Source organism: Lysinibacillus xylanilyticus, assembly GCF_001183605.1.
Lineage (GTDB): Bacteria > Bacillota > Bacilli > Bacillales_A > Planococcaceae > Lysinibacillus > Lysinibacillus xylanilyticus.
On record NZ_LFXJ01000013.1, the window covers coordinates 257,288 to 279,401 of the forward strand.

24 protein-coding genes are annotated in these 22,114 nt (G+C 36.9%); 20 read left to right on the forward strand and 4 right to left on the reverse strand.

Going from position 1 to position 22,114, the window contains the following annotated elements:
* Window positions 1–11 precede the first annotated feature (11 nt).
* The 5 genes from sufD to ACZ11_RS24255 all read left to right on the forward strand — a co-directional run bounded on the left by sufD (window position 12) and on the right by ACZ11_RS24255 (window position 6,244).
* A complete protein-coding gene (gene sufD / locus ACZ11_RS24235; RefSeq protein ID WP_049669098.1) occupies window positions 12–1,319 on the forward strand; it encodes a Fe-S cluster assembly protein SufD in 1,308 nt (435 codons plus the stop codon).
* Window positions 1,319–2,548 (forward strand): cysteine desulfurase, encoded by a 1,230-nt coding sequence (locus tag ACZ11_RS24240; RefSeq protein WP_049669099.1) that lies wholly within the window; start codon window positions 1,319–1,321, stop codon window positions 2,546–2,548. The genes sufD and ACZ11_RS24240 overlap by 1 nt, the downstream gene beginning before the upstream one ends.
* Window positions 2,538–2,966: a Fe-S cluster assembly sulfur transfer protein SufU gene (gene sufU, locus ACZ11_RS24245; protein WP_049669100.1), complete on the forward strand. Its 429-nt coding sequence runs from the start codon at window positions 2,538–2,540 to the stop codon at window positions 2,964–2,966. Before ACZ11_RS24240 ends, sufU begins: the two co-directional genes overlap by 11 nt.
* A 103-nt stretch (window positions 2,967–3,069) precedes the next feature.
* Window positions 3,070–4,467 (forward strand): Fe-S cluster assembly protein SufB, encoded by a 1,398-nt coding sequence (gene sufB / locus ACZ11_RS24250; RefSeq protein WP_049669101.1) that lies wholly within the window; start codon window positions 3,070–3,072, stop codon window positions 4,465–4,467.
* A gap of 418 nt (window positions 4,468–4,885) precedes the next feature.
* Window positions 4,886–6,244 carry a lytic polysaccharide monooxygenase gene (locus ACZ11_RS24255; RefSeq protein ID WP_049669102.1) on the forward strand — a complete coding sequence of 453 codons (1,359 nt, stop codon included), beginning with the start codon at window positions 4,886–4,888 and terminating at the stop codon, window positions 6,242–6,244.
* A gap of 124 nt (window positions 6,245–6,368) precedes the next feature.
* Here the strand turns inward: ACZ11_RS24255 and ACZ11_RS24260 are convergent, their stop codons facing one another.
* Window positions 6,369–7,244, reverse strand: coding sequence for a ferritin-like domain-containing protein (locus ACZ11_RS24260; protein WP_082172885.1), 876 nt, complete (start codon window positions 7,242–7,244; stop codon window positions 6,369–6,371).
* Between the two features lie 369 nt (window positions 7,245–7,613).
* On the opposite strand from ACZ11_RS24260, the gene ACZ11_RS24265 reads away from it, so the two are divergent.
* The 3 genes from ACZ11_RS24265 (at window position 7,614) to ACZ11_RS24275 (ending at window position 9,421) form a co-directional block, all read left to right on the forward strand.
* Entirely contained in the window at window positions 7,614–8,051 is a 438-nt protein-coding gene (locus ACZ11_RS24265; RefSeq protein WP_049669190.1) for an Rrf2 family transcriptional regulator, read from the forward strand.
* Between the two features lie 88 nt (window positions 8,052–8,139).
* Entirely contained in the window at window positions 8,140–8,739 is a 600-nt protein-coding gene (locus ACZ11_RS24270; RefSeq protein ID WP_049669103.1) for a DsbA family oxidoreductase, read from the forward strand.
* A gap of 79 nt (window positions 8,740–8,818) precedes the next feature.
* Complete coding sequence (locus ACZ11_RS24275; RefSeq protein WP_049669104.1) at window positions 8,819–9,421, forward strand: nitroreductase family protein; 603 nt, start codon at window positions 8,819–8,821, stop codon at window positions 9,419–9,421.
* A gap of 63 nt (window positions 9,422–9,484) precedes the next feature.
* Here ACZ11_RS24275 and ACZ11_RS24280 read toward each other — a convergent pair whose 3' ends face one another.
* A complete protein-coding gene (locus ACZ11_RS24280) occupies window positions 9,485–10,309 on the reverse strand; it encodes a GNAT family N-acetyltransferase (RefSeq protein WP_049669105.1) in 825 nt (274 codons plus the stop codon).
* Window positions 10,310–10,673: 364 nt separating this feature from the next.
* Between ACZ11_RS24280 and ACZ11_RS24285 the strand changes: the two genes are divergently transcribed.
* The 9 genes from ACZ11_RS24285 (at window position 10,674) to ACZ11_RS24325 (ending at window position 18,545) form a co-directional block, all read left to right on the forward strand.
* Window positions 10,674–11,531, forward strand: a complete 858-nt coding sequence (locus ACZ11_RS24285; RefSeq protein WP_049669106.1) for a DUF72 domain-containing protein — start codon at window positions 10,674–10,676, stop codon at window positions 11,529–11,531.
* Window positions 11,531–12,352 (forward strand): sulfite exporter TauE/SafE family protein, encoded by an 822-nt coding sequence (locus ACZ11_RS24290; RefSeq protein WP_049669107.1) that lies wholly within the window; start codon window positions 11,531–11,533, stop codon window positions 12,350–12,352. Before ACZ11_RS24285 ends, ACZ11_RS24290 begins: the two co-directional genes overlap by 1 nt.
* Window positions 12,353–12,413: 61 nt before the next feature.
* A complete protein-coding gene (locus ACZ11_RS24295) occupies window positions 12,414–13,778 on the forward strand; it encodes a bifunctional metallophosphatase/5'-nucleotidase (RefSeq protein ID WP_049669108.1) in 1,365 nt (454 codons plus the stop codon).
* 41 nt (window positions 13,779–13,819) lie between these two features.
* On the forward strand, window positions 13,820–14,923 hold the full coding sequence (locus tag ACZ11_RS24300) for an HD-GYP domain-containing protein (protein WP_049669109.1): 1,104 nt from the start codon (window positions 13,820–13,822) through the stop codon (window positions 14,921–14,923).
* A 123-nt stretch (window positions 14,924–15,046) separates the two neighbouring features.
* Complete coding sequence (gene yunB, locus ACZ11_RS24305; RefSeq protein WP_400959842.1) at window positions 15,047–15,760, forward strand: sporulation protein YunB; 714 nt, start codon at window positions 15,047–15,049, stop codon at window positions 15,758–15,760.
* A gap of 145 nt (window positions 15,761–15,905) precedes the next feature.
* A complete protein-coding gene (lipA, locus tag ACZ11_RS24310) occupies window positions 15,906–16,829 on the forward strand; it encodes a lipoyl synthase (RefSeq protein ID WP_049669110.1) in 924 nt (307 codons plus the stop codon).
* Window positions 16,830–16,861: 32 nt separating this feature from the next.
* Window positions 16,862–17,218 (forward strand): YutD family protein, encoded by a 357-nt coding sequence (locus ACZ11_RS24315; protein ID WP_049669111.1) that lies wholly within the window; start codon window positions 16,862–16,864, stop codon window positions 17,216–17,218.
* A 540-nt stretch (window positions 17,219–17,758) separates the two neighbouring features.
* On the forward strand, window positions 17,759–18,286 hold the full coding sequence (locus ACZ11_RS24320) for a D-glycero-alpha-D-manno-heptose-1,7-bisphosphate 7-phosphatase (RefSeq protein ID WP_049669112.1): 528 nt from the start codon (window positions 17,759–17,761) through the stop codon (window positions 18,284–18,286).
* 40 nt (window positions 18,287–18,326) lie between these two features.
* On the forward strand, window positions 18,327–18,545 hold the full coding sequence (locus ACZ11_RS24325) for a hypothetical protein (protein WP_049669113.1): 219 nt from the start codon (window positions 18,327–18,329) through the stop codon (window positions 18,543–18,545).
* A gap of 166 nt (window positions 18,546–18,711) precedes the next feature.
* On the opposite strand, the gene ACZ11_RS24330 is transcribed toward ACZ11_RS24325, so the two are convergent.
* Window positions 18,712–18,978, reverse strand: a complete 267-nt coding sequence (locus ACZ11_RS24330; RefSeq protein WP_049669114.1) for a DUF3055 domain-containing protein — start codon at window positions 18,976–18,978, stop codon at window positions 18,712–18,714.
* A gap of 88 nt (window positions 18,979–19,066) precedes the next feature.
* On the opposite strand from ACZ11_RS24330, the gene ACZ11_RS24335 reads away from it, so the two are divergent.
* Together ACZ11_RS24335 and ACZ11_RS24340 are read left to right on the forward strand one after the other, a co-directional pair.
* Entirely contained in the window at window positions 19,067–19,519 is a 453-nt protein-coding gene (locus ACZ11_RS24335; protein ID WP_049669115.1) for a DUF86 domain-containing protein, read from the forward strand.
* Window positions 19,516–20,277, forward strand: coding sequence for a TIGR01457 family HAD-type hydrolase (locus ACZ11_RS24340; protein ID WP_049669116.1), 762 nt, complete (start codon window positions 19,516–19,518; stop codon window positions 20,275–20,277). Before ACZ11_RS24335 ends, ACZ11_RS24340 begins: the two co-directional genes overlap by 4 nt.
* Window positions 20,278–20,416: 139 nt before the next feature.
* Here the strand turns inward: ACZ11_RS24340 and ACZ11_RS24345 are convergent, their stop codons facing one another.
* Window positions 20,417–20,653, reverse strand: coding sequence for a YuzB family protein (locus tag ACZ11_RS24345; RefSeq protein WP_049669117.1), 237 nt, complete (start codon window positions 20,651–20,653; stop codon window positions 20,417–20,419).
* A gap of 358 nt (window positions 20,654–21,011) precedes the next feature.
* Between ACZ11_RS24345 and ACZ11_RS24350 the strand changes: the two genes are divergently transcribed.
* Window positions 21,012–22,076 (forward strand): NAD(P)/FAD-dependent oxidoreductase, encoded by a 1,065-nt coding sequence (locus ACZ11_RS24350; RefSeq protein WP_049669118.1) that lies wholly within the window; start codon window positions 21,012–21,014, stop codon window positions 22,074–22,076.
* Window positions 22,077–22,114: the final 38 nt, after the last annotated feature.

The window sequence follows — 22,114 nt, forward strand, 5'->3', positions numbered from 1 at the left end:
GACGAACTAGCATGACAGTGGAACTTAACTTGCCTGTAACAGTACAGGACGTGCGCTCGTTCTCAGAAGCAAATGGAGAACCGGCGTGGTTTACAGAACTTCGCGCGGCAGCACTAGACAAAGTAACTGGTTTAGATTTGCCAAAACCAGATAGAACAAATATTACAAAATGGGATTTCGTAAATTTCCCAACTCACACAGTTGACAGTGAAGGATTTGCTTCACTTGATGCATTACCAGAAGAAGCAAAAGGTTTAATTGATTTTGAGGCACAAGAAAACCTTTATATTCAACGCAATAACACACCAGCTTTCATTAAAACATCACAAGAACTAGCTGATAAAGGTGTTATTTTTACAGATATTTTAACAGCGGTTCGTGAACATGACGACCTTGTTAAAAAGTACTTTATGACAGAAGCTGTAAAAGTTGATGAGCATAAATTAACAGCACTTCATGCGGCACTTGTTAATGGTGGTGTTTTCGTATACGTACCTAAAAATGTAGTTATCGAACAGCCGCTTCAAGTAGTATTCTTAAATGATAACGCAGAAGCTTCATTATATAACCACGTGTTAGTTGTAGCTGAAGCAAATTCAGCTGTAACTTATGTTGAAACTTATATTTCAACAGTTGAAGAAGCAAAAGGTCAAGCAAATATTATTGCAGAAGTAGTAGTTCAAGATAATGCACAAGTTACTTACGGTGCGGTTGATGTGCTTGCGAAAGGATATACTACTTATGTAAATCGTCGTGCACGACTAGCTCGTGATGCAAAAGTAGATTGGGCTCTTGGCTTAATGAATGACTCAGATACTATTTCTGAAAACATTACACATCTAATTGGTGACGGTTCTCATGCTGATACAAAAACAGTAGTTGTTGGTCGCGGTGAACAAAAACTTAACTTTACTACTGAAGTTCGTCACTGGGGTAAGAACTCAAATGGTCATATCTTAAAGCATGGTGTAATGAAAGACGCAGCACAATCAATCTTTAACGGTATTGGCTACATCGAACACGGTGCGACAAAAGCGGATGCACAACAAGAATCACGTGTGTTAATGCTTTCTGAAAAAGCTCGTGGCGATGCAAACCCAATTCTATTGATCGATGAAGATGATGTAACAGCAGGACACGCAGCATCTGTTGGTCGAGTTGATCCACTACAACTTTACTACTTAATGAGTCGTGGTATCTCGAAAGCAGAAGCAGAGCGCCTTGTTATCCATGGATTCCTTGCGCCAGTTGTTACGCAATTACCAATCGAAGGCGTACAAAAGCAACTGACGGAGGTTATTGAAAGGAAAGTTCGCTAATGATGAATAAAGACATTAAAAGCTATTTCCCAATTTTAAATCAGGAAGTAAACGGTCATAAACTTGTTTACCTTGATAGCGCAGCAACTTCTCAAAAACCTATTCAAGTGATTGAAGCAATGAAGCATTATTATGAATTTGATAATTCTAATGTTCACCGTGGTGTGCATACATTAGGTAATCGTGCTACTGACAAGTATGAGGGTGCACGTGAAAAAGTTCGTAATTTTATTAATGCTACATCAACACAAGAAATTATTTTTACTCGCGGTACTACAACTGCTTTAAATACAGTTGCATCAAGTTATGGTCGTGCTAATGTTGCTGAAGGTGATGAAATTGTCATTACTCACATGGAGCACCACTCTAATATTATTCCTTGGCAACAACTAGCGAAGGAAAAAAATGCAACGCTGAAATATATTGAACTTGAAGCTGATGGCACACTTAACCTAGAAAAGGTTCGTGCGACAATTACACCTAAAACAAAAATTGTGTCGGTGTCAATGGCGTCAAACGTCCTTGGAACTATTAACCCTATTAAAGAAATCGCTCAAATCGCACATGATAACGGTGCTGTAATGGTAGCGGATGGTGCACAAGCGGCACCACATATGAAAATCGATGTACAGGATTTGGATGTAGATTTCTTAGGGTTCTCAGGTCATAAAATGTGCGGACCAACTGGAATAGGTGTACTATATGGTAAAAAGGAACACCTTGAAAAGATGGAGCCAATAGAATTTGGTGGCGAAATGATTGACTTTGTTGGACTTTATGATTCAACGTGGAAGGAATTACCGTGGAAATTTGAAGGTGGAACTCCTATTATTGCAGGTGCAGTAGGTTTAGGAGCCGCTATTGATTTCTTAACTGAAATTGGGCTAGATAACATTGCGGAGCATGAGCATAAGCTTGCAGGCTACGCGATGGATCAGCTTGAAACAATTGACGGACTAAAAATTTTCGGCCCACGTGACCCAATGAAGCGTTGTGGCCTTGTAACGTTTAACCTAGACGATGTACATCCACATGATGTGGCAACTGTTCTTGATATGAATGGTATTGCCGTTCGTGCAGGACATCATTGCGCACAGCCACTAATGAAATGTCTTCAACAAGTAGCGACAGCGCGTGCAAGCTTCTATATGTATAACACAGAAGAAGATATTGACCGCCTAGTTGCGGGGTTACGTTCGGCGAAGGAGTATTTTGGCGATGTCTTTTAATAATTTAGATCAACTATATCGTTCAGTCATTATGGATCACTATAAAAATCCTCGTAATAAAGGATCTATTGAAGATGATGCTGTTACGATCGATATGAACAATCCGACTTGTGGAGACCGTATTCACTTAACGCTAAAAGTGACTGACGGTATTGTAGAAGATGCGAAGTTTGACGGTGAGGGCTGTTCGATTTCCATGTCTTCTGCTTCTATGATGACGCAGCTCATTAAAGGGAAAAATGTTGAGGAAGCATTAGAGCTTGCTGAAATTTTCTCTAAAATGATGATGGGCGAAGATTATAGCGAGAAATATGACCTTGAGGATGTTGAGGCGCTACAAGGTGTTTCTCAATTTCCTGCACGTATTAAATGTGCGACATTAGCTTGGAAAGCGATGGAAAAAGGTGTAAATCAATAATAAATTCTAATTTTGAGTGAAAGTCACTATATGTGCTTTCACTCAAAGTAAGATATCCGAGCTTAAAACAAAAGAACAATAATACATGAACGGAGGAGAAACGATGGCTAAAAAAATGCCTGATATTGGCGATTACAAATACGGATTCCATGACAAGGACGTATCAATTTTCCGTTCAAAACGTGGTTTAACTGAAGAAATCGTCCGTGAAATTTCTAATATGAAACAAGAGCCAGAGTGGATGCTTGAATACCGCTTAAAAGCACTTGAAACTTTCTATACAAAACCAATGCCGCAATGGGGTGGCGACCTAGGAGATTTAGATTTTGATGAAATTACGTATTACGTAAAACCATCAGAAGCTACACAAAAATCTTGGGATGAAGTACCTGATGAAATTAAAGCTACTTTTGATAAATTAGGTATTCCAGAAGCAGAGCAAAAATACCTTGCAGGTGTATCTGCTCAGTACGAATCTGAGGTTGTTTATCACAACATGAAAAAAGACCTTGAAGATCTTGGTATTGTGTTCAAAGATACTGACTCAGCTTTACGTGAAAACGAAGATATTTTCAAACAATACTGGGGCAAAGTAATTCCTTACACTGACAACAAATTCGCTGCACTAAACTCAGCTGTTTGGTCAGGTGGATCATTCATCTATGTACCACCAGGTGTAAAAGTGGAAACGCCATTACAAGCATACTTCCGTATTAACTCTGAAAACATGGGTCAATTCGAACGTACGTTAATTATTGTAGATGAAGGCGCTCACGTACACTACGTTGAAGGTTGTACAGCTCCTGTTTATACTACAAACTCTTTACACTCAGCAGTAGTAGAAATTGTTGTACGTAAAGATGCATACTGCCGTTATACAACGATTCAAAACTGGGCGAACAACGTTTACAACTTAGTAACAAAACGTACAGTTGTTGAAGAAAACGGTACAATGGAATGGATCGACGGTAACATCGGTTCTAAGTTAACAATGAAGTACCCAGCTTGTATCCTAAAAGGTGAAGGCGCTCGTGGTATGACATTATCAATCGCATTAGCAGGTAAAGGCCAACACCAACACGCAGGTGCGAAAATGATTCATATGGCACCAAACACATCTTCAACAATCGTTTCTAAATCGATTGCTAAACAAGGTGGTAAGGTAACGTATATGGGTCAAGTTCGTTTCGGCCCTAAAGCAAGTGGTGCACGTTCTAACATCGAATGTGATACGTTAATCATGGACAACCAATCTACTTCAGATACAATTCCATACAACGAAATCTTAAATGATAACGTTTCTTTAGAGCATGAAGCGAAAGTTTCTAAAGTATCAGAAGAACAATTATTCTACTTAATGTCTCGTGGTATTTCTGAAGAGGAAGCGACAGAAATGATCGTAATGGGCTTCATCGAGCCATTCACAAAAGAATTACCAATGGAATACGCAGTAGAAATGAACCGCCTTATCAAGTTTGAAATGGAAGGTTCAATCGGTTAATACGCCGATAATCGTTGGTAAATAAGGGTTTTACGCTAAATGCAAAAACCCCTTATTGCCCACAAATTTCTTGTATAAATCGGGTGCATTGCACTCGATTTTTTTTATGCAGATGTTGTTAAATAGCTTACCGACCTATTTTACGCGGCATAAATACTTGTGGAGAAGATCATTAAATAGACAAATTTTAATTTGGATATTTTATGAACACTTTATCAAAATATATAGCTCTTTTAAGTTAAAAGGCACAAAATTATAAGATATTTATTATGTTTAGAGCTATTAATATACATCTTTTGCGAAAAAACATAACAGGGTAATGAGACTTTTATCACATTTATACATAGTTTGCTTAATTTTTAATCCATAGCTATCATACGAGTAGAAATACATTTTCATTGATAAGGAGACTACTTATATGAATACTAAATTTACAAAATTAAGTAAAAGTAAAAAGGGATTAAGTGCGGCAATATTAGCAGCCGGAATCATGGGGATTGCAATGGCACCAAATGCATCTGCACATGGGTTTGTTGAAAAACCAGCTAGCCGTGCTGCTTTATGTAGCCAAAGTTATGGCGCGCTTAACTTGAGTTGTGGAAACGTTATGTATGAGCCACAGAGCTTAGAGGCACCAAAAGGATTTCCACAAGCTGGACCAGTTGATGGTAAAATTGCATCTGCAGGAGGTATGTTTGGTGGTATCCTCGATCAACAATCCGTAAATCGCTGGTTTAAGAATACGATTACCGGTGGACCAAATACCTTTACATGGAAGTACACTGCGCCGCATCTAACAAGCAAATGGCACTATTATATTACAAAAAAAGGTTGGGATCCTAATAAGCCATTAACTCGTGCTGATCTTGAGCCAATTGGAACTGTTGAACATAACGGTACTGCTGCATCAACTAATTTAACTCATACAATTAACGTACCAACTGATCGCAGTGGCTACCACGTTATTTTAGCTGTTTGGGATGTAGCTGATACTACAAATGCTTTCTATAATGTAATTGATGTTAATTTGGTGAATAATGTGGATGTAGATAAAGAAGCTCCAACTCAGCCAAATGGATTACAGGCAACGAAAATCACTGCTAACAGCGTCGAACTAAAATGGAATTCTTCTACAGACAATGTAGGCGTAAAAGAATATCAAGTATTCCGTGATGGTAAAGCAATTGGAACTGTACCAGGAACAACTTTCACAGATAAAAATTTAAAAGCGAATACAAATTATACATATACAATAAAAGCAGCGGATGCAGCTGGAAATGTTTCTAAAGAAAGTGAGTCTATAGCTGTAGAGACAATGAATGCAGTTCCAGACACGGAAGCGCCAACGCAACCAACTTCACTTCACACGATGGGAGTAACAGCCACAAGTGTAGACTTAATGTGGGGTGCCTCAGAGGATAATGTAGCAGTTGACCATTATGTTATATATCGAGGGACACAAGTAGGACAAATGTCTGTAGTTGGAACATCTAAAACTACATCCTTTATGGACATGAATCTACAATCAAATACAACATATAAGTATGCAGTCACTGCCGTTGATACTGCTGGAAATGAATCTAACAAAAGTTCCGTTTTCACTGTAACTACAAAAGAGCAAGGAGCGTCTTATGAGCAATGGAGTCCAAATAAGGCGTACACAAAAGGCGATAAAGTAGAGCATCAAGGTAAAATTTATGAAGCTGTGCAAAGCTATCAAGGATATGGAGATCCAAATTGGATATTCGCATTGTCTTTATGGAAAGAAATTAAATAAAAAATATAGCCTACTGTAGTTTTGGGTAAGGTGAAAATCAGCGAAAACTCTTGTGGAAAAGCAAGAGCACGGAGCATTTGATTGAAGGAGACGAACTTTGAAAATCGTCTCCTTCTTTTGTTCTTCAAGGTAAGTACCTAATGTTGTTTGGGTGGTTCAAAGAGTCTTTATAAAGTTGTGTAAAAAAGGTTGGAAAGTTATCAGTAGGAATATTAAATGCCATAAACGATTCATACATAGAAATATTGTCTTTTTCCTTATGACTCCTAGTCGCATAAGCTATTTTATTGTTTTCTAAGTTAGTTACGTATAACTGCGATTCATCATTAGAGAACGGTACCCAATTATGTCCGAAAAACGGCAATAAAGCATTTATATGCCCAAATGTATTATTAATAAAGTTAAAGTTTCCTAGAGAATTATCAAAAATTGATTGATTCAAGTTTTCATCCAACATTTGAGGGGATGTTATTGCAGGAGGATGCAATAGATCTGGATAGCCGTAATTTTGAGTTTGCTTATTTATATGTGTTATGTCGGGGCTTTTTGAAAAAAAAAACAAAAACCATACAGCATGATTTTGCTCGTCCGCTGCTGCACGTCGAAATCTTTCTTTAATCATCAGATCATTTGCTTTATCTGCTGTTTCTAAATAAGAATCAACAGTTTCTTGTTCATCTTTAAAAGCAAATTCGATTCCGGCCCTATAGTTGTCCGGACATTCCTCAATTATTTGATAAGAAGGCTTTCTTCCTGTTAAATGCGAATAAATTTTGCTGAATTCCTCAAGATGGCGTATTTCATCCTTTTGAATCTCAAGTATTCTATTCTTTTCATCCTCTGTAGGTGCCATCTTTGCTAACTTCTCATAACAAGCAACAGCACTATACTCAGCATTAATTGCCTTCTGAATATCATTTACAAGTTGAGTATCGTTTAGCATAGGATAAGTACTATTATGCTGTGGAGCATAATGATAATAGTATTGATTTGGATACATCATTGTCCTCCTTTAGTTTAACTTCTTTCAGCGGGTGTCCAAACATTTGCTGCTGACGCTACGCTTTCGCGCAAAAAACATCTGCTGCTGACGCTATGCTTTCGCGCAAAAAACATTTGTACCTGTCGCTACACTTTCGGTACAAGAGACATCCGCTGCTGCCGCTGCGTTAGCACTTCGCTTTCGCGCAAAAAACATCTGCGGGCCTAAGCACAAAGTCGATTCCGGACACCATTATCCCGAGCCATAATTGATCCATCAACTTATCTTATGCTTTGTGTATAGGTAATTGTGCAAAGTCGTTTTTATAAAACAGTTGACTTATTTTCTAGTTGTAACTATAATGGTTACAGGTTGGAGGTGATGAAGATTAAAATTAGCAGTCGTTTTACAATCGCTGTTCATATTTTATCAATCATCAAACAAAATCCATCGACTATTTGCACATCAGAATTTATGGCGGAAAGCGTAAATACAAACCCAGTAGTGATTAGGAAAATATTATCCTATCTTAAAAAGGCAGGTATAGTGCAAGTGCGCCGGGGAACAGGTGGAGCTTCTTTAGTCAAAGATCTAGATGCTATCACTTTGCTAGAGGTTTTTCGTTCAGTAGAAGTTGTAGAAGAAGATAAGTTATTTCATCTACATGAAAATCCAAATCCTGATTGTCCTATTGGTGCAAATATACAGGCTGTGTTAGAGCTAATTTTAGTGCAGGCACAAGAAGCGATGGAGCAAGTATTAGCCAACATTACTATGGAACAAGTGATTACATCTTTAATCCAAGAAATTCAACAATCACAATAAGTGCATGCATTCTTTTCGAATGCATTATTTATTGACTTAGTTGTAACTAAAGTGGTTACAACAGAAAAAGAAAGGAAGGTTTTATTGGGTGACTCTTAAAATAAAAGCATATTCGGATTTTATTTGTCCTTTCTGTTTTTTAGGGAAAGGGCCATTAGATGAAATTGCAAAAGAAAAGGATATTGAAATAGAGTGGATGCCATTTGAATTAAGGCCAAAACCATATCCAAAAATCGATCCTTGGAAAGAGCCTGCTAAATTAGGGTCGTGGGATTCCTATATTCTCCCTACAGCTAAAAAGCTAGGGATTGATATGCGATTACCAAGAGTATCCCCACATCCTTATACAAATTTAGCTTTTGAAGGATACCAATTCGCTAAAGTATATGGAAAAGGAAATGAATTTCATCATAGAGTTTTCGTAGCGTTTTTCCAAGAGGAACAAAATATTGAAGATGTAGAAGTGTTAACTCAATTAGCGAATGAGGTAGGTCTGCAAAAAGAAGAATTCAAAGAGGCTTTGCTTTCAGGTAAATATCGTGAAGTACATCAAGATGCTTTAAAGCATGCATATGAAGAAGCAAATATTACGGCTGTTCCTACACTAATTATTGGTGATGAAATAATTCAAGGATTAGCTAGTAAAGAAAGAATAGCACAAGTTATCGATCAGCAATTAAAAAAATAGGTAATGTAAGGTAGCTTATAAAATAAAGCTGCATGTAAAAGTCTATAAAAAAATTGATTAAAATTTGGAGGAAATACAAATGTCAGTAACAACAACTAATTTAAAAGAAGCAATTATTAATCGTCGCTCAATCCGTAAAGTGAAAAAGAACGCAGCGATTACAAAAGAAAAGATTGAAGAACTATTAAAAATTAGTGTACATGCACCATCTTCATTTAATATGCAAAGTGGACGTCTAGTAGTTTTAATGGATAACGAGCACGAAAAGTTTTGGGATATTGTCAAAGAAACATTACGTTCACGAGTTCCAGCAGAAAATTTCGCTGCAACAGAAGAGCGTTTACAAGGCTTTAAAGAGGGCGTAGGAACAATCTTATTCTTTGAAAACCAAGCAACAATCAAACAAATGCAAGAAAATGCACCTTCTTATAAAGAGCAATTCCCATTCTGGTCACATCAAGGAAATGCTATGCTACAATACGCAACATGGATGTCTTTAACTACTGAAGGAATTGGAGCATCTATTCAGCACTATAATCCAATTATTGATGAGGAAGTTAAACAAACTTGGAATATTCCTGCAGAATGGAGTCTAGTAGCTCAAATGCCATTTGGTGAACCAAATGAGCAACCAGGAGAAAAAACGTCATTACCTTTTGAAGATGTAGTGAAGTTTTATTAATTAAAGCCTAATTACAATTATGCCCCGTTAAGTGACACGTTCACTTAACGGGGTTTTAACATATTAGTTAAATGAAAATTCGTATCCTACATAGTTAAAAACATTGGTAAACCCTATATTTTCTGCTACAGCGATGGAAGGCTTGTTTGAATCCATACAATCCCAATATGGGGTCGAACCTTGCGCTAAACAATCTTTTACAAAATAGTGAGCTAACTTTTGGGCTAATTTATTTCCTTGGTGAGCTTCTAATGTTTCAATGTCAATGCAGTGAACATTTTCAACGACAAAGCCTGAAAAACAAAGACTAATAATGTGATGATTGTAAACGACACAATATCCAATTCCATTATTCAAGAAACACTCAGAAGATGACCAACACGAAAGAATTTTTGAATGTAAAAATTCAAGATTTTTAATTGCATTATCGTTAAATAGAGCGTTATCTATTTTTAAAACAGTGTATCCTTCTTTAACATCGGGCTCATTATTTACTATATAGTTATTTTTATGAAGCTTATATACTCTTTGCTTCCAACTACCAAGTTCACGATACTTAAATATTTTTTCAATCGTTTGATTCCACTCCGGATGGTTACCGATGCCTTCGAAGTAATGTAACCCCACTTTCTTCGCTTCGGGTACAATTACTCGATCAACAAAACCATTTATTTGATTATTAAATTGTTCATTACCTTCATTCCCTATAAATAAAAAACCATCGTTGTTGCCTAACCAAATAAGTGCTGTACGTGGTGTGTCGACAGTATCCACAAATATTCGTCCGGGATTAACTCCCTCTACGACTGCTTTTGCTTCTAATTGACCTTGCTCATTCAGCAGCTCTTTACACCTGTGAAATTCATTTTGCTGTAGTTCAGTAATCATTTATATCACTATCCTTTCGCATTAATTTTGCTATATTTTGACTAAGAGTTCGGAATGATATTTATTAAAACGTATACCATGTGCTTAGGTTGATTGGAGTGAAGGCTGAACGCCCCCAGAAAGCTCTGCTCTGCGTCAGCGGCAAATGTTTTATCTGTGCGAAAGCGACAGCTACAAAAGCGCCCAGCCGGAATGGAAATCAACCCCACGCTATGATGAGATAATCCTTTGCTTTATCATATAGGAAAATGATGGTAACATCTATCTTTGCCGCCCTAAATTATGAGGTGTGTTTTTTTACGATACGTTCATATTTCATTAGAAAGTGTATGCTATGATAAATGTACATGGAGGAGGGGGTCACATGATTATAGTTGGATTAACTGGTTGGGGTGATCATCCTTCGATTTATAGTGAAGTGACTGCCTCAAAGGACAAATTATTCGATTATACAGGTCATTTTTTAACGGTTGAAGTAGATACTTCCTTTTATGCCATACCTTCTAAAGAGAATGTTCGGAAGTGGTGTGAGGATACACCCGAAAATTTTCGTTTTGTTGTGAAGGTTTATCAAGGGATGACTGGTCATTTACGTGGCGACATACCGTTTGAATCGAAGAATGACATGTTTAATGCCTTTATCGAATGTGCCAATGAATTTAAACGCCATGGGAAGCTGGCGATGGTACTAGCACAGTTCCCACCGTGGTTTGATTGTCAGACTAAGAATGTGCAATATTTATTGTATATTAGGCAGCAGCTCAAAGACTTTGACGTAGCTATTGAGTTTCGCAATCGAACATGGTATGCGGACAATGTCGTACAGCAAACAATGGATTTTTTACGAGAGCAGCAATTTATTCATACGATTTGTGATGAACCACAGGCTGGAGTAGGTTCTGTACCATTTTATCCTACGGTTACTGCGACTAAGGCACTTGTACGTATTCATGGACGTAACATTCATGGGTGGCGCAATACTGGTAATGCCGAAAACTGGCGGAAGGTTCGCTTTTTATATGATTATAATAGTGAAGAATTGCAGCAGCTTGGACAGCATTTAAAACATCTCCAATCAGAAGTACAGGATCTGTATGTATTATTTAATAATAATTCAGGACTTCATGCTGCGAAAAATGCTAAGGAATTACAAGGTATTTTAGCGATTAGAGATGTAGGGTTAGCGCCTAAACAATTAAATATGTTTGAAGGGGAACTATAATGGAATTTTTTGTTTTAGTTATTATTGCATTATTATCTGGGGTAATTGGCTCGTTGGTTGGGCTTGGTGGAGGAATTATTTTAGTCCCAGCAACATTATACGTTGGGTTAAATTTAGGGATGATTCCAGATATAACTCCTCAAAAAGTGGTTGGTTTATCTGTTGTCATGATGATTTTCACTGGACTTGCCTCTACGTTAAGCTATATGAAATCTAAAACAGTTGATTATAAAAGCGGTTGGATATTTTTTATAGGAAGTATTCCTGGAACAATGCTAGGTGCATGGGTAAATAAAGGGCTAGATTTACCATCATTTAATTTGTATTTTGGTATTTTACTAATCATTTTGGCGACGATTTTACTTGTAAGGGATAGATTGAAACCTGTAGAATGGTTTGTAAAAAACGGTATGCAAAGGGAATTCGAAGATAAAGAAGGAAATACCTTTGTATATGGGTATCCAATTTGGTTTGCCATTGTATTAACATTTGGGATAGGCTTTGCCTCTGGATTATTTGGTATCGGCGGAGGCTCGATGACCGTGCCGGCCATGATTCTTTTATTTTTATTCCCTCCGCATGTTGCAGTGGCAACATCGATGTTCATGGTATTTCTATCGTCGATTGTTAATTCAGCGAGTCATATTTATTTAGGACATGTGCCATGGCTCTATACGATTCCTGTTATTCCAGGTGCTTATATTGGAGCAAAGCTTGGGGCAGCATTAAATAAAAGAATTAAATCAGATACTCTTGTAGTAGCACTTCGAGTTATTTTATTATTATTAGGAATTCGTTCCATTATCGAAGCTTTATTGTAATATTGATTTAAAGCAAGTCTACTACAGACATAGAAGCTATTTTAAAGAAGAGGTGGCTTAATTGCTGGAAAAAATCCATATTTTTCACACGAATGATTTGCACAGTCATTTTAAGTATTGGCCACGAATGCAAAGCTATGTGAGAGAAATTCGTACTAAGCTTGCAACCATGGGAGAAACAAGCTATTTATTTGATGTCGGCGATCATTTGGATCGTTCAAATATTTATACAGAAGCAACAGTCGGAAAGGGCAATGTGAAGTTATTGAATGAAGCTGGTTACGACGTGGTAACAATTGGTAATAATGAAGGTATAACATTGTCCCATAAGGAGCTTTATCATTTGTATGATGAAGCAGCTTTTGACGTATTAGTTGCTAATGTAAATGCCTCACAAGGACCAAATCCAGCGTGGATGAAGCCGTATGTTGTATTAACAACTACTTATGGCACAAAGGTTGCAGTGATTGCAGCAACGGCTATGTTTGAAATTTATTATAAGGAATTAGACTGGGAGATAGATGAGGCACGAAGCACACTCATTCGCTTAGCGCTCCAGCTTCGTGAAGAAGTGGATATTATTGTTTGTTTGTCACATTTAGGGATAACAGAGGATGAGCTTTTAGCTGAGGAATGCCCAGAAATAGATGTTATATTCGGCTCACATACACATCATGTTCTCCCTAATGGAAAGTTAATTAATGGCGTTTTATTAACGGGTGGAGGAAAATTTGGACAATATACTGGCCATCTTGTATTAGAATATGATACAAAATCTAGGGGAATTGTTGAAAAAAAGGATGCGTTAATTCATAATAAAGATTTGCCTACGATTAAAAATGAACATGAAATCGTTCAATCTTTAGAAATAGAAGGCAAACGATTACTTGATATTCCAGTATTCACTACGGAAAAATCGTACAATAAGGAATGGTTCCATTATTCACAATTATCCGATTTGTTCGCGCGTGCCATTTTAGAGAAAAGTGGAGCGGATTGTTCGTTATTTAATGCAGGTATTTTTTTAGATGGTTTACCTAAAGGAACAGTGACAGCACTTGATTTGCATAGAATTTTCCCACATCCTATAAATTTATGTACGATTGAATTATCAGTTGCCGAAATGAAAGAAATTTTTCAGCAATCTAAAAATGAAGAATGGCCTTATATTGAGCTAAAAGGATTAGGCTTTAGAGGCGTTATTTTTGGGAAGATGTTAACCTATGGCTTTTCTATGAATGAAGATCGCCAATTACTGATCAATGGGAAGCTTGCAGATAATGATCGAATTTATAAATTAGTAACACTTGATTTGTTTACGTTCGGTTATTTTTATCCTAGCTTTAAATATGCTAAGAAAAAATATATTCTACCAGAATTTTTACGAAACATTATGATAGATTATGGGCAAAGGTTCTTTAAGTAATAGTAGATAAAACGCTTTTAGAATGGATTGGGGAAAAGGTCATGCGTTTAATTTCAATCGATGTATTAAAAGAAGGAATGGTATTAGCAAGAACCATTTGGAATGAGGCGGGACACCCTCTTTTAAAGAAAGATGTTGTCATTAATGAACGTATCATACAAAGACTTCAACAATTAAATATGCATTATTTATATATTGACGATAAAATTTCTAAGGGTATTGAGGTACAGGAAACAGTTCCAACTGTTATTCGAAATAAAGCAATTTCAACCATTAAAGATTCTTTCCAATCAATCAATGGTTTAAATCCAGTAAATGCCTCTTATGTGCTTGACCAGCAATCAAAAGCAATTGTCTCAATTGTAGATGAATTACTGTTGGCAGTTAGAGGTAATGATGAAATTTTAACAATACTAACAGATGCGTATTTATTTGATGAATATTTATATCAACACTCTTTTCAAGTCACACTTTACTCGATAGCGATTGCTAAGGAGCTTGGATATTCAGCTGAGGATTTACGTTTAATTGCAATAGGCGCATTATTACATGACATAGGAAAGCTTATGGTACCAAAAGAAATTCTGACTAAGCCTGATCGCCTATCGTGTGAGGAATTTGAAACGATGAAGCAGCATACTCGATATGGTTTTGATTTGTTACGTAATTTACATTCCATATCATTGATTGTTGCACACTGTGCCTTCCAACATCATGAACGGATTGATGGGAGTGGCTATCCACGGGGCTTAGTTGATTTTGAAATCCATCCGTTTGCCAAAATTATTGGTGTAGCAGACGTCTTTGATGCGGTGACTACAAGTCGTGTATATCGTGAAAAAATGTTACCTTCTCAGGGCCTAGCAATTTTAGAAGCAGGCGCTGGAACTATATACGATGCACGTATTGTGAATGCATTGAAAAGGTCTGTTGTCCATTATCCTAATGGTGTTATTTTAAAATTATCGGATGGGCGTCGGGGTATTGTATCAAGACAAGATACATTGAATGCCGCATTTCCGTGGATTCGTATTTTTGAAGAGAAAAATCAAATATTAACAGCTACATATGAAATTAATTTAGTGGGCTACCCTACCATAACAATTGAAAACATAGAAGTGGATTATGTTGTACAATCGAAATAGAATAAAAATCTCCTCCTGTTCATACTTTATGAAACAGGAGGAGATTTTTTGTTTTTCCCTCGAAAAAGGATGAAATTACGATCATATAGTAATCAGGGCAACTATAGAAAAAAGGGAAGTCGGTTGAATCGATTAACCTTATTAGTTGTAGGCACTATTATCGGTGTTTTTTTATTTATTTATTATTTAAATGAGCAGCTTATGCCGACATACTTAGAATATGCTGAAGTACAAACGGGTAAGATTGCATCTTCCGTTGTGAGTAAAGCGATTGATTCTCGTACATCAAGTGTTATGGATGTTAATGATATTCTTGTAGAAGTATCCCCTAACAACCAGGCTGATTTGAAGATTAATACAGAAACGATTAATCGAGTTCGAACAGAAACGGTCAATCAAGTAAAAGTGTATTTAGAGCAGGCAGAGCAAGGGGAGCTGTCACATTTACCAAATCTTGATAATGTTGAATATGATTTTAACAAGATAAATGAAGGCAACGGGGTCGTTTTTTATGTACCTATCAGTCAGGCGGCCAATATGCCTATACTTGGGAACTTAGGCCCTAAAATTCCGATACGTTTTCATGTAATTGGCAATGTGCATAGTGAAGTTACTTCTTCAATAACTGAATATGGTATTAATAGCGCTTATGTGGAGGTAGGTATTCATATAGAGGTAAATGTGCAAATTATTGTCCCGTTTGCTAGTAAAACTACAACAGTTACTCAGGATATTCCGGTGGCGATGGGCTTAGTAAGGGGAAAAGTTCCAGATGTTTATTCAAATGGTAGTTCAGAGGTTCCTTCAATTCAAGTACCTGTTTCTCCTAAAAAGTAGAAATGTTTGCCTTCTTTCAGTGGACGCAATTTTGCCGAGGCAAAATTGATTATGATAGTTGTTGGAGTTCATTTATTATGTTACATTGACATCAGTGAAGATAGTAATATAAAAACTGCACATATTTGATAGGGGCGATATCCGTATGACATCTTGTAAACCTACAAGCAAAGGAAAAGAAGAATATTTAAGAAAACCAGATTGGCTAAAAATTAAATTAAACACAAATGATGAATATAAAGGGCTAAAGAAGCTCATGCGTGAAAAAAATCTGCATACAGTATGTGAGGAAGCTCGCTGTCCTAATATTCATGAATGCTGGGGTGAACGACGTACAGCAACAATGATGATCCTTGGATCTGTTTGTACGCGTGCTTGCCGTTTCTGTGCTGTTAAAACAGGTTTACCAAATGAATTAGACCTAGCTGAGCCAGAACGAGTAGCAGATTCTGTAGCTATTATGAACTTAAAGCACGTTGTTATTACAATGGTAGCACGTGATGACTTAAAGGATGGCGGTTCGGAAGTATTAGCTGAAACAGTACGTGCGATTCGTCGTAAAAGTCCGTTTACATCGATTGAAGTTTTACCGTCCGATTTAGGTGGTTTGCAAGAGAATCTTCAAATTTTAATGGATGCGAAGCCAGATATTTTAAATCATAATATTGAAACAGTGCGTCGCTTAACGCCAAGAGTCCGTGCACGAGCAAAATATGAGCGTTCATTAGAGTTTCTTCGTTTGGCAAAAGAAATGCAGCCAGATATCCCTACAAAGTCATCTTTAATGATAGGCTTAGGTGAAACAGAAGAAGAAATTTTAGAAGTAATGGACGATTTAAGAGCAAACGACGTAGATATTATGACAATTGGTCAATACTTACAGCCAACGAAAAAACATTTGCCTGTTAAGAAGTATTATTCTCCAATAGAGTTTGGTAAACTGCGTAAAATCGCAATGGAAAAAGGATTTAAGCATTGTGAAGCAGGCCCACTTGTACGTAGTAGCTATCACGCTGATGAACAAGTTAACGAAGCAACAAAAGAACGTCAACTACAAGCAGAACAGTAAAAATAAATGTTGAATTAGAAGGCGGTGCCACTTTGATCAATATTGAAGGATATGAATACGAGCTTATTGAAGATTACAAAGAGGCTTTTCAAGAAGAAGTGTTCAAGGAACGATACTCAGATATTTTAGCTAGATATGATTATATTGTGGGCGACTGGGGCTATAGTCAATTACGCTTAAAAGGCTTTTTTGACGATAAAAATCAGAAAGCCACTTTCGATACGAAGATTAGTACACTACAAGATTACTTATACGAGTATTGTAATTTTGGCTGTTCATATTTCGTCTTGCACAAAACGGGTAAATCTACTCAACAGCCAGAAGAAGCTGTAGTAAGTGAAGATCATGAAGTGACAAAGATTGTTGAGCATGAACAAATAGCAGAATAAACTTTTAAAACCTGATGCGAAATTTGCATCAGGTTTTTACTTTGAAGTAATAGGTTTTTTTAATTTGGTAATAATAAAAATGTGGCTTATAAACATAGCGCGAGGTTGATTTCCGTTCCGGCTGGGCGCTTTGTTGCTGTCGCTTCGCTTTCGCACAGATAAAACATTTGTAGCTGTCGCTTTGCTTTCGCTACAGAAAACATTTGCCGCTGACGCTTCGCTTTCGCGCAGAGCAGAGCTTCCTGGGGGCGTCCGATGAGCCGCTTGGGCCAACAGGTGTTTTTTGCGCGAAAGCGAAGTGCTAACGTAGCGACAGCAACAGCAGGATGTTGGTCACGAAGGCGTTATCACAGGACGTGATGGTTTTAGCCTTCGTTCCTATATTGCTAATCCCCAAGGAGTCGCCCAGCCTCCACTCCAATCAACTTATTTATAAGTTATACGTTTTAACGAATAACATTCCTAATTTTTGGTGAGGAATCGAAAAGGACGGATTTTAAAATTAATTCTAGTTTTATATTAAAGGTGTGTGTTGTTTAGATGAAAAAAGCTGTATTTTTGGATCGTGATGGGGTCATCAATGAAGTATTAACGGATCGCGTTAAATTTGTAAATAAACCAAAGGATTTTTATTTCCTACCGCATGTTCCGAAAGCTATAAAAAAATTGAATAAATACTTCGACTATATTTTTGTAGTAACCAATCAAGGCGGGGTTGGATTAGGGTTTATGAAAGAAACGCAGCTACAAAAAATACATGAACATATGGTAAAAGAATTGAAGAAGGAAGGGGCCACTATTCACGAAGTTGTATATTGTCCTCATAAACCCAAATCGGGCTGTGCCTGTCGTAAACCAAATAGTAAATTAATCGTTGATCTTGGTGAAAAATATAATATAGACTTAGCAAAATCCTACATGGTGGGAGATACGGATACAGATATAATAGCAGGCAAACGAGCAGGAACTAAGGGGGTATTTTTAGGTGCGAAAGATCCGCTAGCAGATGCGGTTTTTCCAGATCTAATTAGTGCTGCTGATTGGATTATTAAAGATGCAACAGCATAATGCTAGTATTGTTGAAGTGGAAAGTCAAAGCGTATAAATCATGAGAAAAAGGATAATTTATTTATTGGAGGTGATTAATTTGACTAAAGAAAATAAAAAAGGGTTAGATCGAGAAGAGTATGGATTTGGTTTTGATATTAGTGTCGATGACTTAGCAGTTATTGGGCAAAATCAACAAGCCAAAAAACAAAACGATAATGAAAACAAAGACAAGCCTCGCAACAAGGATAATCCTGCTAAAATAAATAATGAAAAGTAAGTGCACAATACAATGCTCCTTGATTTAGTATTAAGATACTTACAAAAAAATTCCGCCAACCTTCTGTTGCACAGTGCGCAAAGTAGAACCCTATGTCCGCAGAAAAGCGGAATTTTTTTGTATTAAATGCTTAATTGCTATGGAAACACCCAATCTTTGAAGAGTGTTAATTTAATAATTCACGTAAATATTCACGTAGCTCGACCGTGTCTTCCTCTGTGCGATTGTATACATGTTCAAGATAGCCAGGTTCTTCTACATCATCTGGACCAATTATAGCAAAGCGTCCAAATTGAATATCCATGACAAGCACTTTCCCAAAGAAACGACCCGATTGCAAAATAGCTAAATCATAGCGTAACTTATCCCCTGCAAAACTAACAAAGCGTGTTTTCGTATCTTCTACATCATCATATAAAAAAAAACGTTCCATCTTTTAATCTCCTTCCAGTCCTATAGATATGGTACTATAGAAGAGAAATGACTATCAACTTTTAAAGATTTGAATGGGGGCTTTCCTTGTGTATTTTGTAGATCGTAATAAAATCACAAAAAACTTACAGTACTTAGATGGACTATTAGAAATTTTAGAGTCAGAAGATAGCTGGCTAGAAAATGATATTAAGAAATTAGCAATCGAGCGAATTGGTCACAATGTGATGGAGTCAATGATGGATGTAGGAAATTTAATGATTGACGGCTTCATTATGCGTGATCCAGGAAGCTATGAGGATATTATTGATATTTTAATCGATGAAAAAGTCGTATCTACTGAAATGGAAGCACCGTTAAAAGCAGTAGTTGGCTTACGTAAAATGCTTGTTCGAGAATTTACAGAAGTAGATGTTCAGGAAGTTGTTAATGTGTTAACAACGACTTTACCAGCATTAAAGCAATTCTCACCAGCTGTGAATAGTTATTTAACAAATGAACTCGGCCCTGTTTCAGCTTTTTTACCAGAGGATCATCAATGAAAACCTACAAGGCGTATTGCTTTGATTTAGATGGTACAGTGTACCGTGGAAAGGACGGCATTCCTTCTGCGATTACTTTTATTCATCGGTTACAACAAGCAGGAATTGAGCCATTTTACGTAACAAACAATTCTTCTAAGACAAGAGAGCAGCTACAGGAAGCTTTAAGTGCTATAGGTGTGAATGCACCGATAGAACATATTTACTCAAGCGCATTAGTTACAGCAAAATATGTAGCCTTGAATTTCCCTGGCAAAAAAGTAGCCATGCTAGGTTCTGATGGTATTCGGAAAGCGTTATTTAATGAAGGCATTGAACCTACCGAGGATGAACCAGAGGTTTTTGTTATGGGGATTGATCGAAATCTTGATTATATGGCACTTGCAAAGGCGACGATTGCTGTGCAAAATGGTGCGACGTTTATAGCAACGAATCAAGATATTAAATTCCCGACAGAGTATGGATTTCTACCAGGTAATGGGTCATTTGCCCGCTTAGTAGGTGAAGTTGCAGACGTTGAGCCAATCTATATCGGAAAACCATCACTTGCAATGCTTGAAGTTATTGCAACAGAGCATGACTTTACGAAAGATGAAATGGTGATGATTGGCGATAATTACGACACAGATATTATGTGTGGGATTCGCTTTGGCTGTGACACAATCCATGTAAACACAGGTGTTACACCGACAAAGGCTGTACTTGAGAAGGAGCAGCAACCTACCTATGTGGTAGAGGATTTAATAGCCGAGGCATAATTGATTAATTCAAAAATATAGCTCAAACATAAAAAAAGGATGCTTATGTCGATTTTTTTGGCATAACATCCTTTTTTTATGTTCAAATTTAGTATTAGTAAGTGTTTCATCATTATATGAATGAGGTATTACGCCTTCATTACCATAACGGATTTTCTTCTATAAATTGATAAATTGCCTTCGTCAACTCTTCAGGAGAATCAGCCTCAACTAATTCACCATTGACGATTGCATAAAATGATTCTGAACATTTTGTACAGTAACTAAGGCAGCCATATTCCAAAACGTCGATGTTCGGATCGCGTTCTAGTACTTCATAAGTTTTTTGAGAGCCATTTGCCAAATTACTTATACAAAATTCAACCATTGGATTCATACATGTCACCTCACCAAAATAATGCTACTCGCTTTTAAAACATTCGTCAATGATTTGAGTTGACCTAGAAAGCAAATATTAAGTAGTAAGGTTGGTCGCGTTAATATGCTACAGTGTTAAACAATTTTTTGCAAAAATGAAGAAAAGGAAACGATATTTAAGGAAAATTCGAACAATAGCGATGGTTTATCGAAGCCCAAATGATTCAAAAATCATTCGAAAAAGGCAAGTTAGCATTTGTTTTGTGAAATCTTTCACAAAATTGCATTCTGATATTGTGAAACTTCTCACAATCGGTTATACTCATTTGTGGATACTTTGTGAACAATTATTACAAGAGATATAAAAGGAGACTATTATGGGTAAATTAGTACTTTTAGGTGGCGGCTACGGCAACATGCGTCTTATGCTTCGATTATTACCAAACATTCCATTAGACACAGAAGTTGTGCTAGTAGACAGAGCCCCTTTCCATAGTTTAAAAACAGAATTTTACGCATTAGCAGCAGGGACTGCAACAGATAAAGAAATTCGTGTAAGCTTCCCTGAGAATGAACGTTTATCGGCTGTATATGGAGAAGTTGTTGAAATTGATCGTGCGGAAAAAGTAGTCATTCTAGAAGATGGACAACGCATTGAATATGATGATTTAGTAATTGGTCTTGGCTGTGAGGATAAATATCATGGTGTACCAGGTGCAGAGGCGTACACATATAGCATTCAGACAATGGCGAAATCACGTTCAACATTTCAATCACTTTGTGGTTTACCAGCAGGCTCTACTGTCGGAATTGTAGGAGCTGGCTTAAGTGGTATTGAGCTTGCAAGTGAGTTACGTGAAAGTCGATCAGATTTAAAAATAAAGCTATTCGACCGTGGTCCTCGTATTTTGAAGGACTTCCCAGAAAAGTTAAGTAAATACGTGAAAGACTGGTTTGTAAAACATAATGTTGAAGTCATTGCCAATTCAAATATTACAAAAATTGAGCAAGGTAAAATTTACAATCACGAAGAAGAAATTGCACTCGATACTGTAGTTTGGACTGCGGGTGTACAGCCTGTCAAAATCGTTCGCGATTTGGAGGTTGAAAAAGATAATCAAGGTCGTCCACTTGTAACACAATATTTCAATCTTCTTGATGATGAGCATGTATATGTTGTAGGTGACTGTGCTGCTTCAGACTTACCTCCAACTGCTCAGTTAGCTGAGGAGCAAGCAGAACAAATCGTCAAAGTACTTCGCATGCGTTGGAAAGGCGAAAACTTACCTGAGAAAATGCCTGACATTAAATTAAAAGGTTTCATGGGAGCTCTTGGTAAAAAACAAGGCTTTGTTTATTTAGCAGATACAACAGTAACAGGACGTATCGCTCGCTTGATGAAATCAGGATTATTATGGTACTACAAACGTCAAAATGATTAATTAGCTAGTTTGATTCTTATAAAAAGGAATTGTTTCAA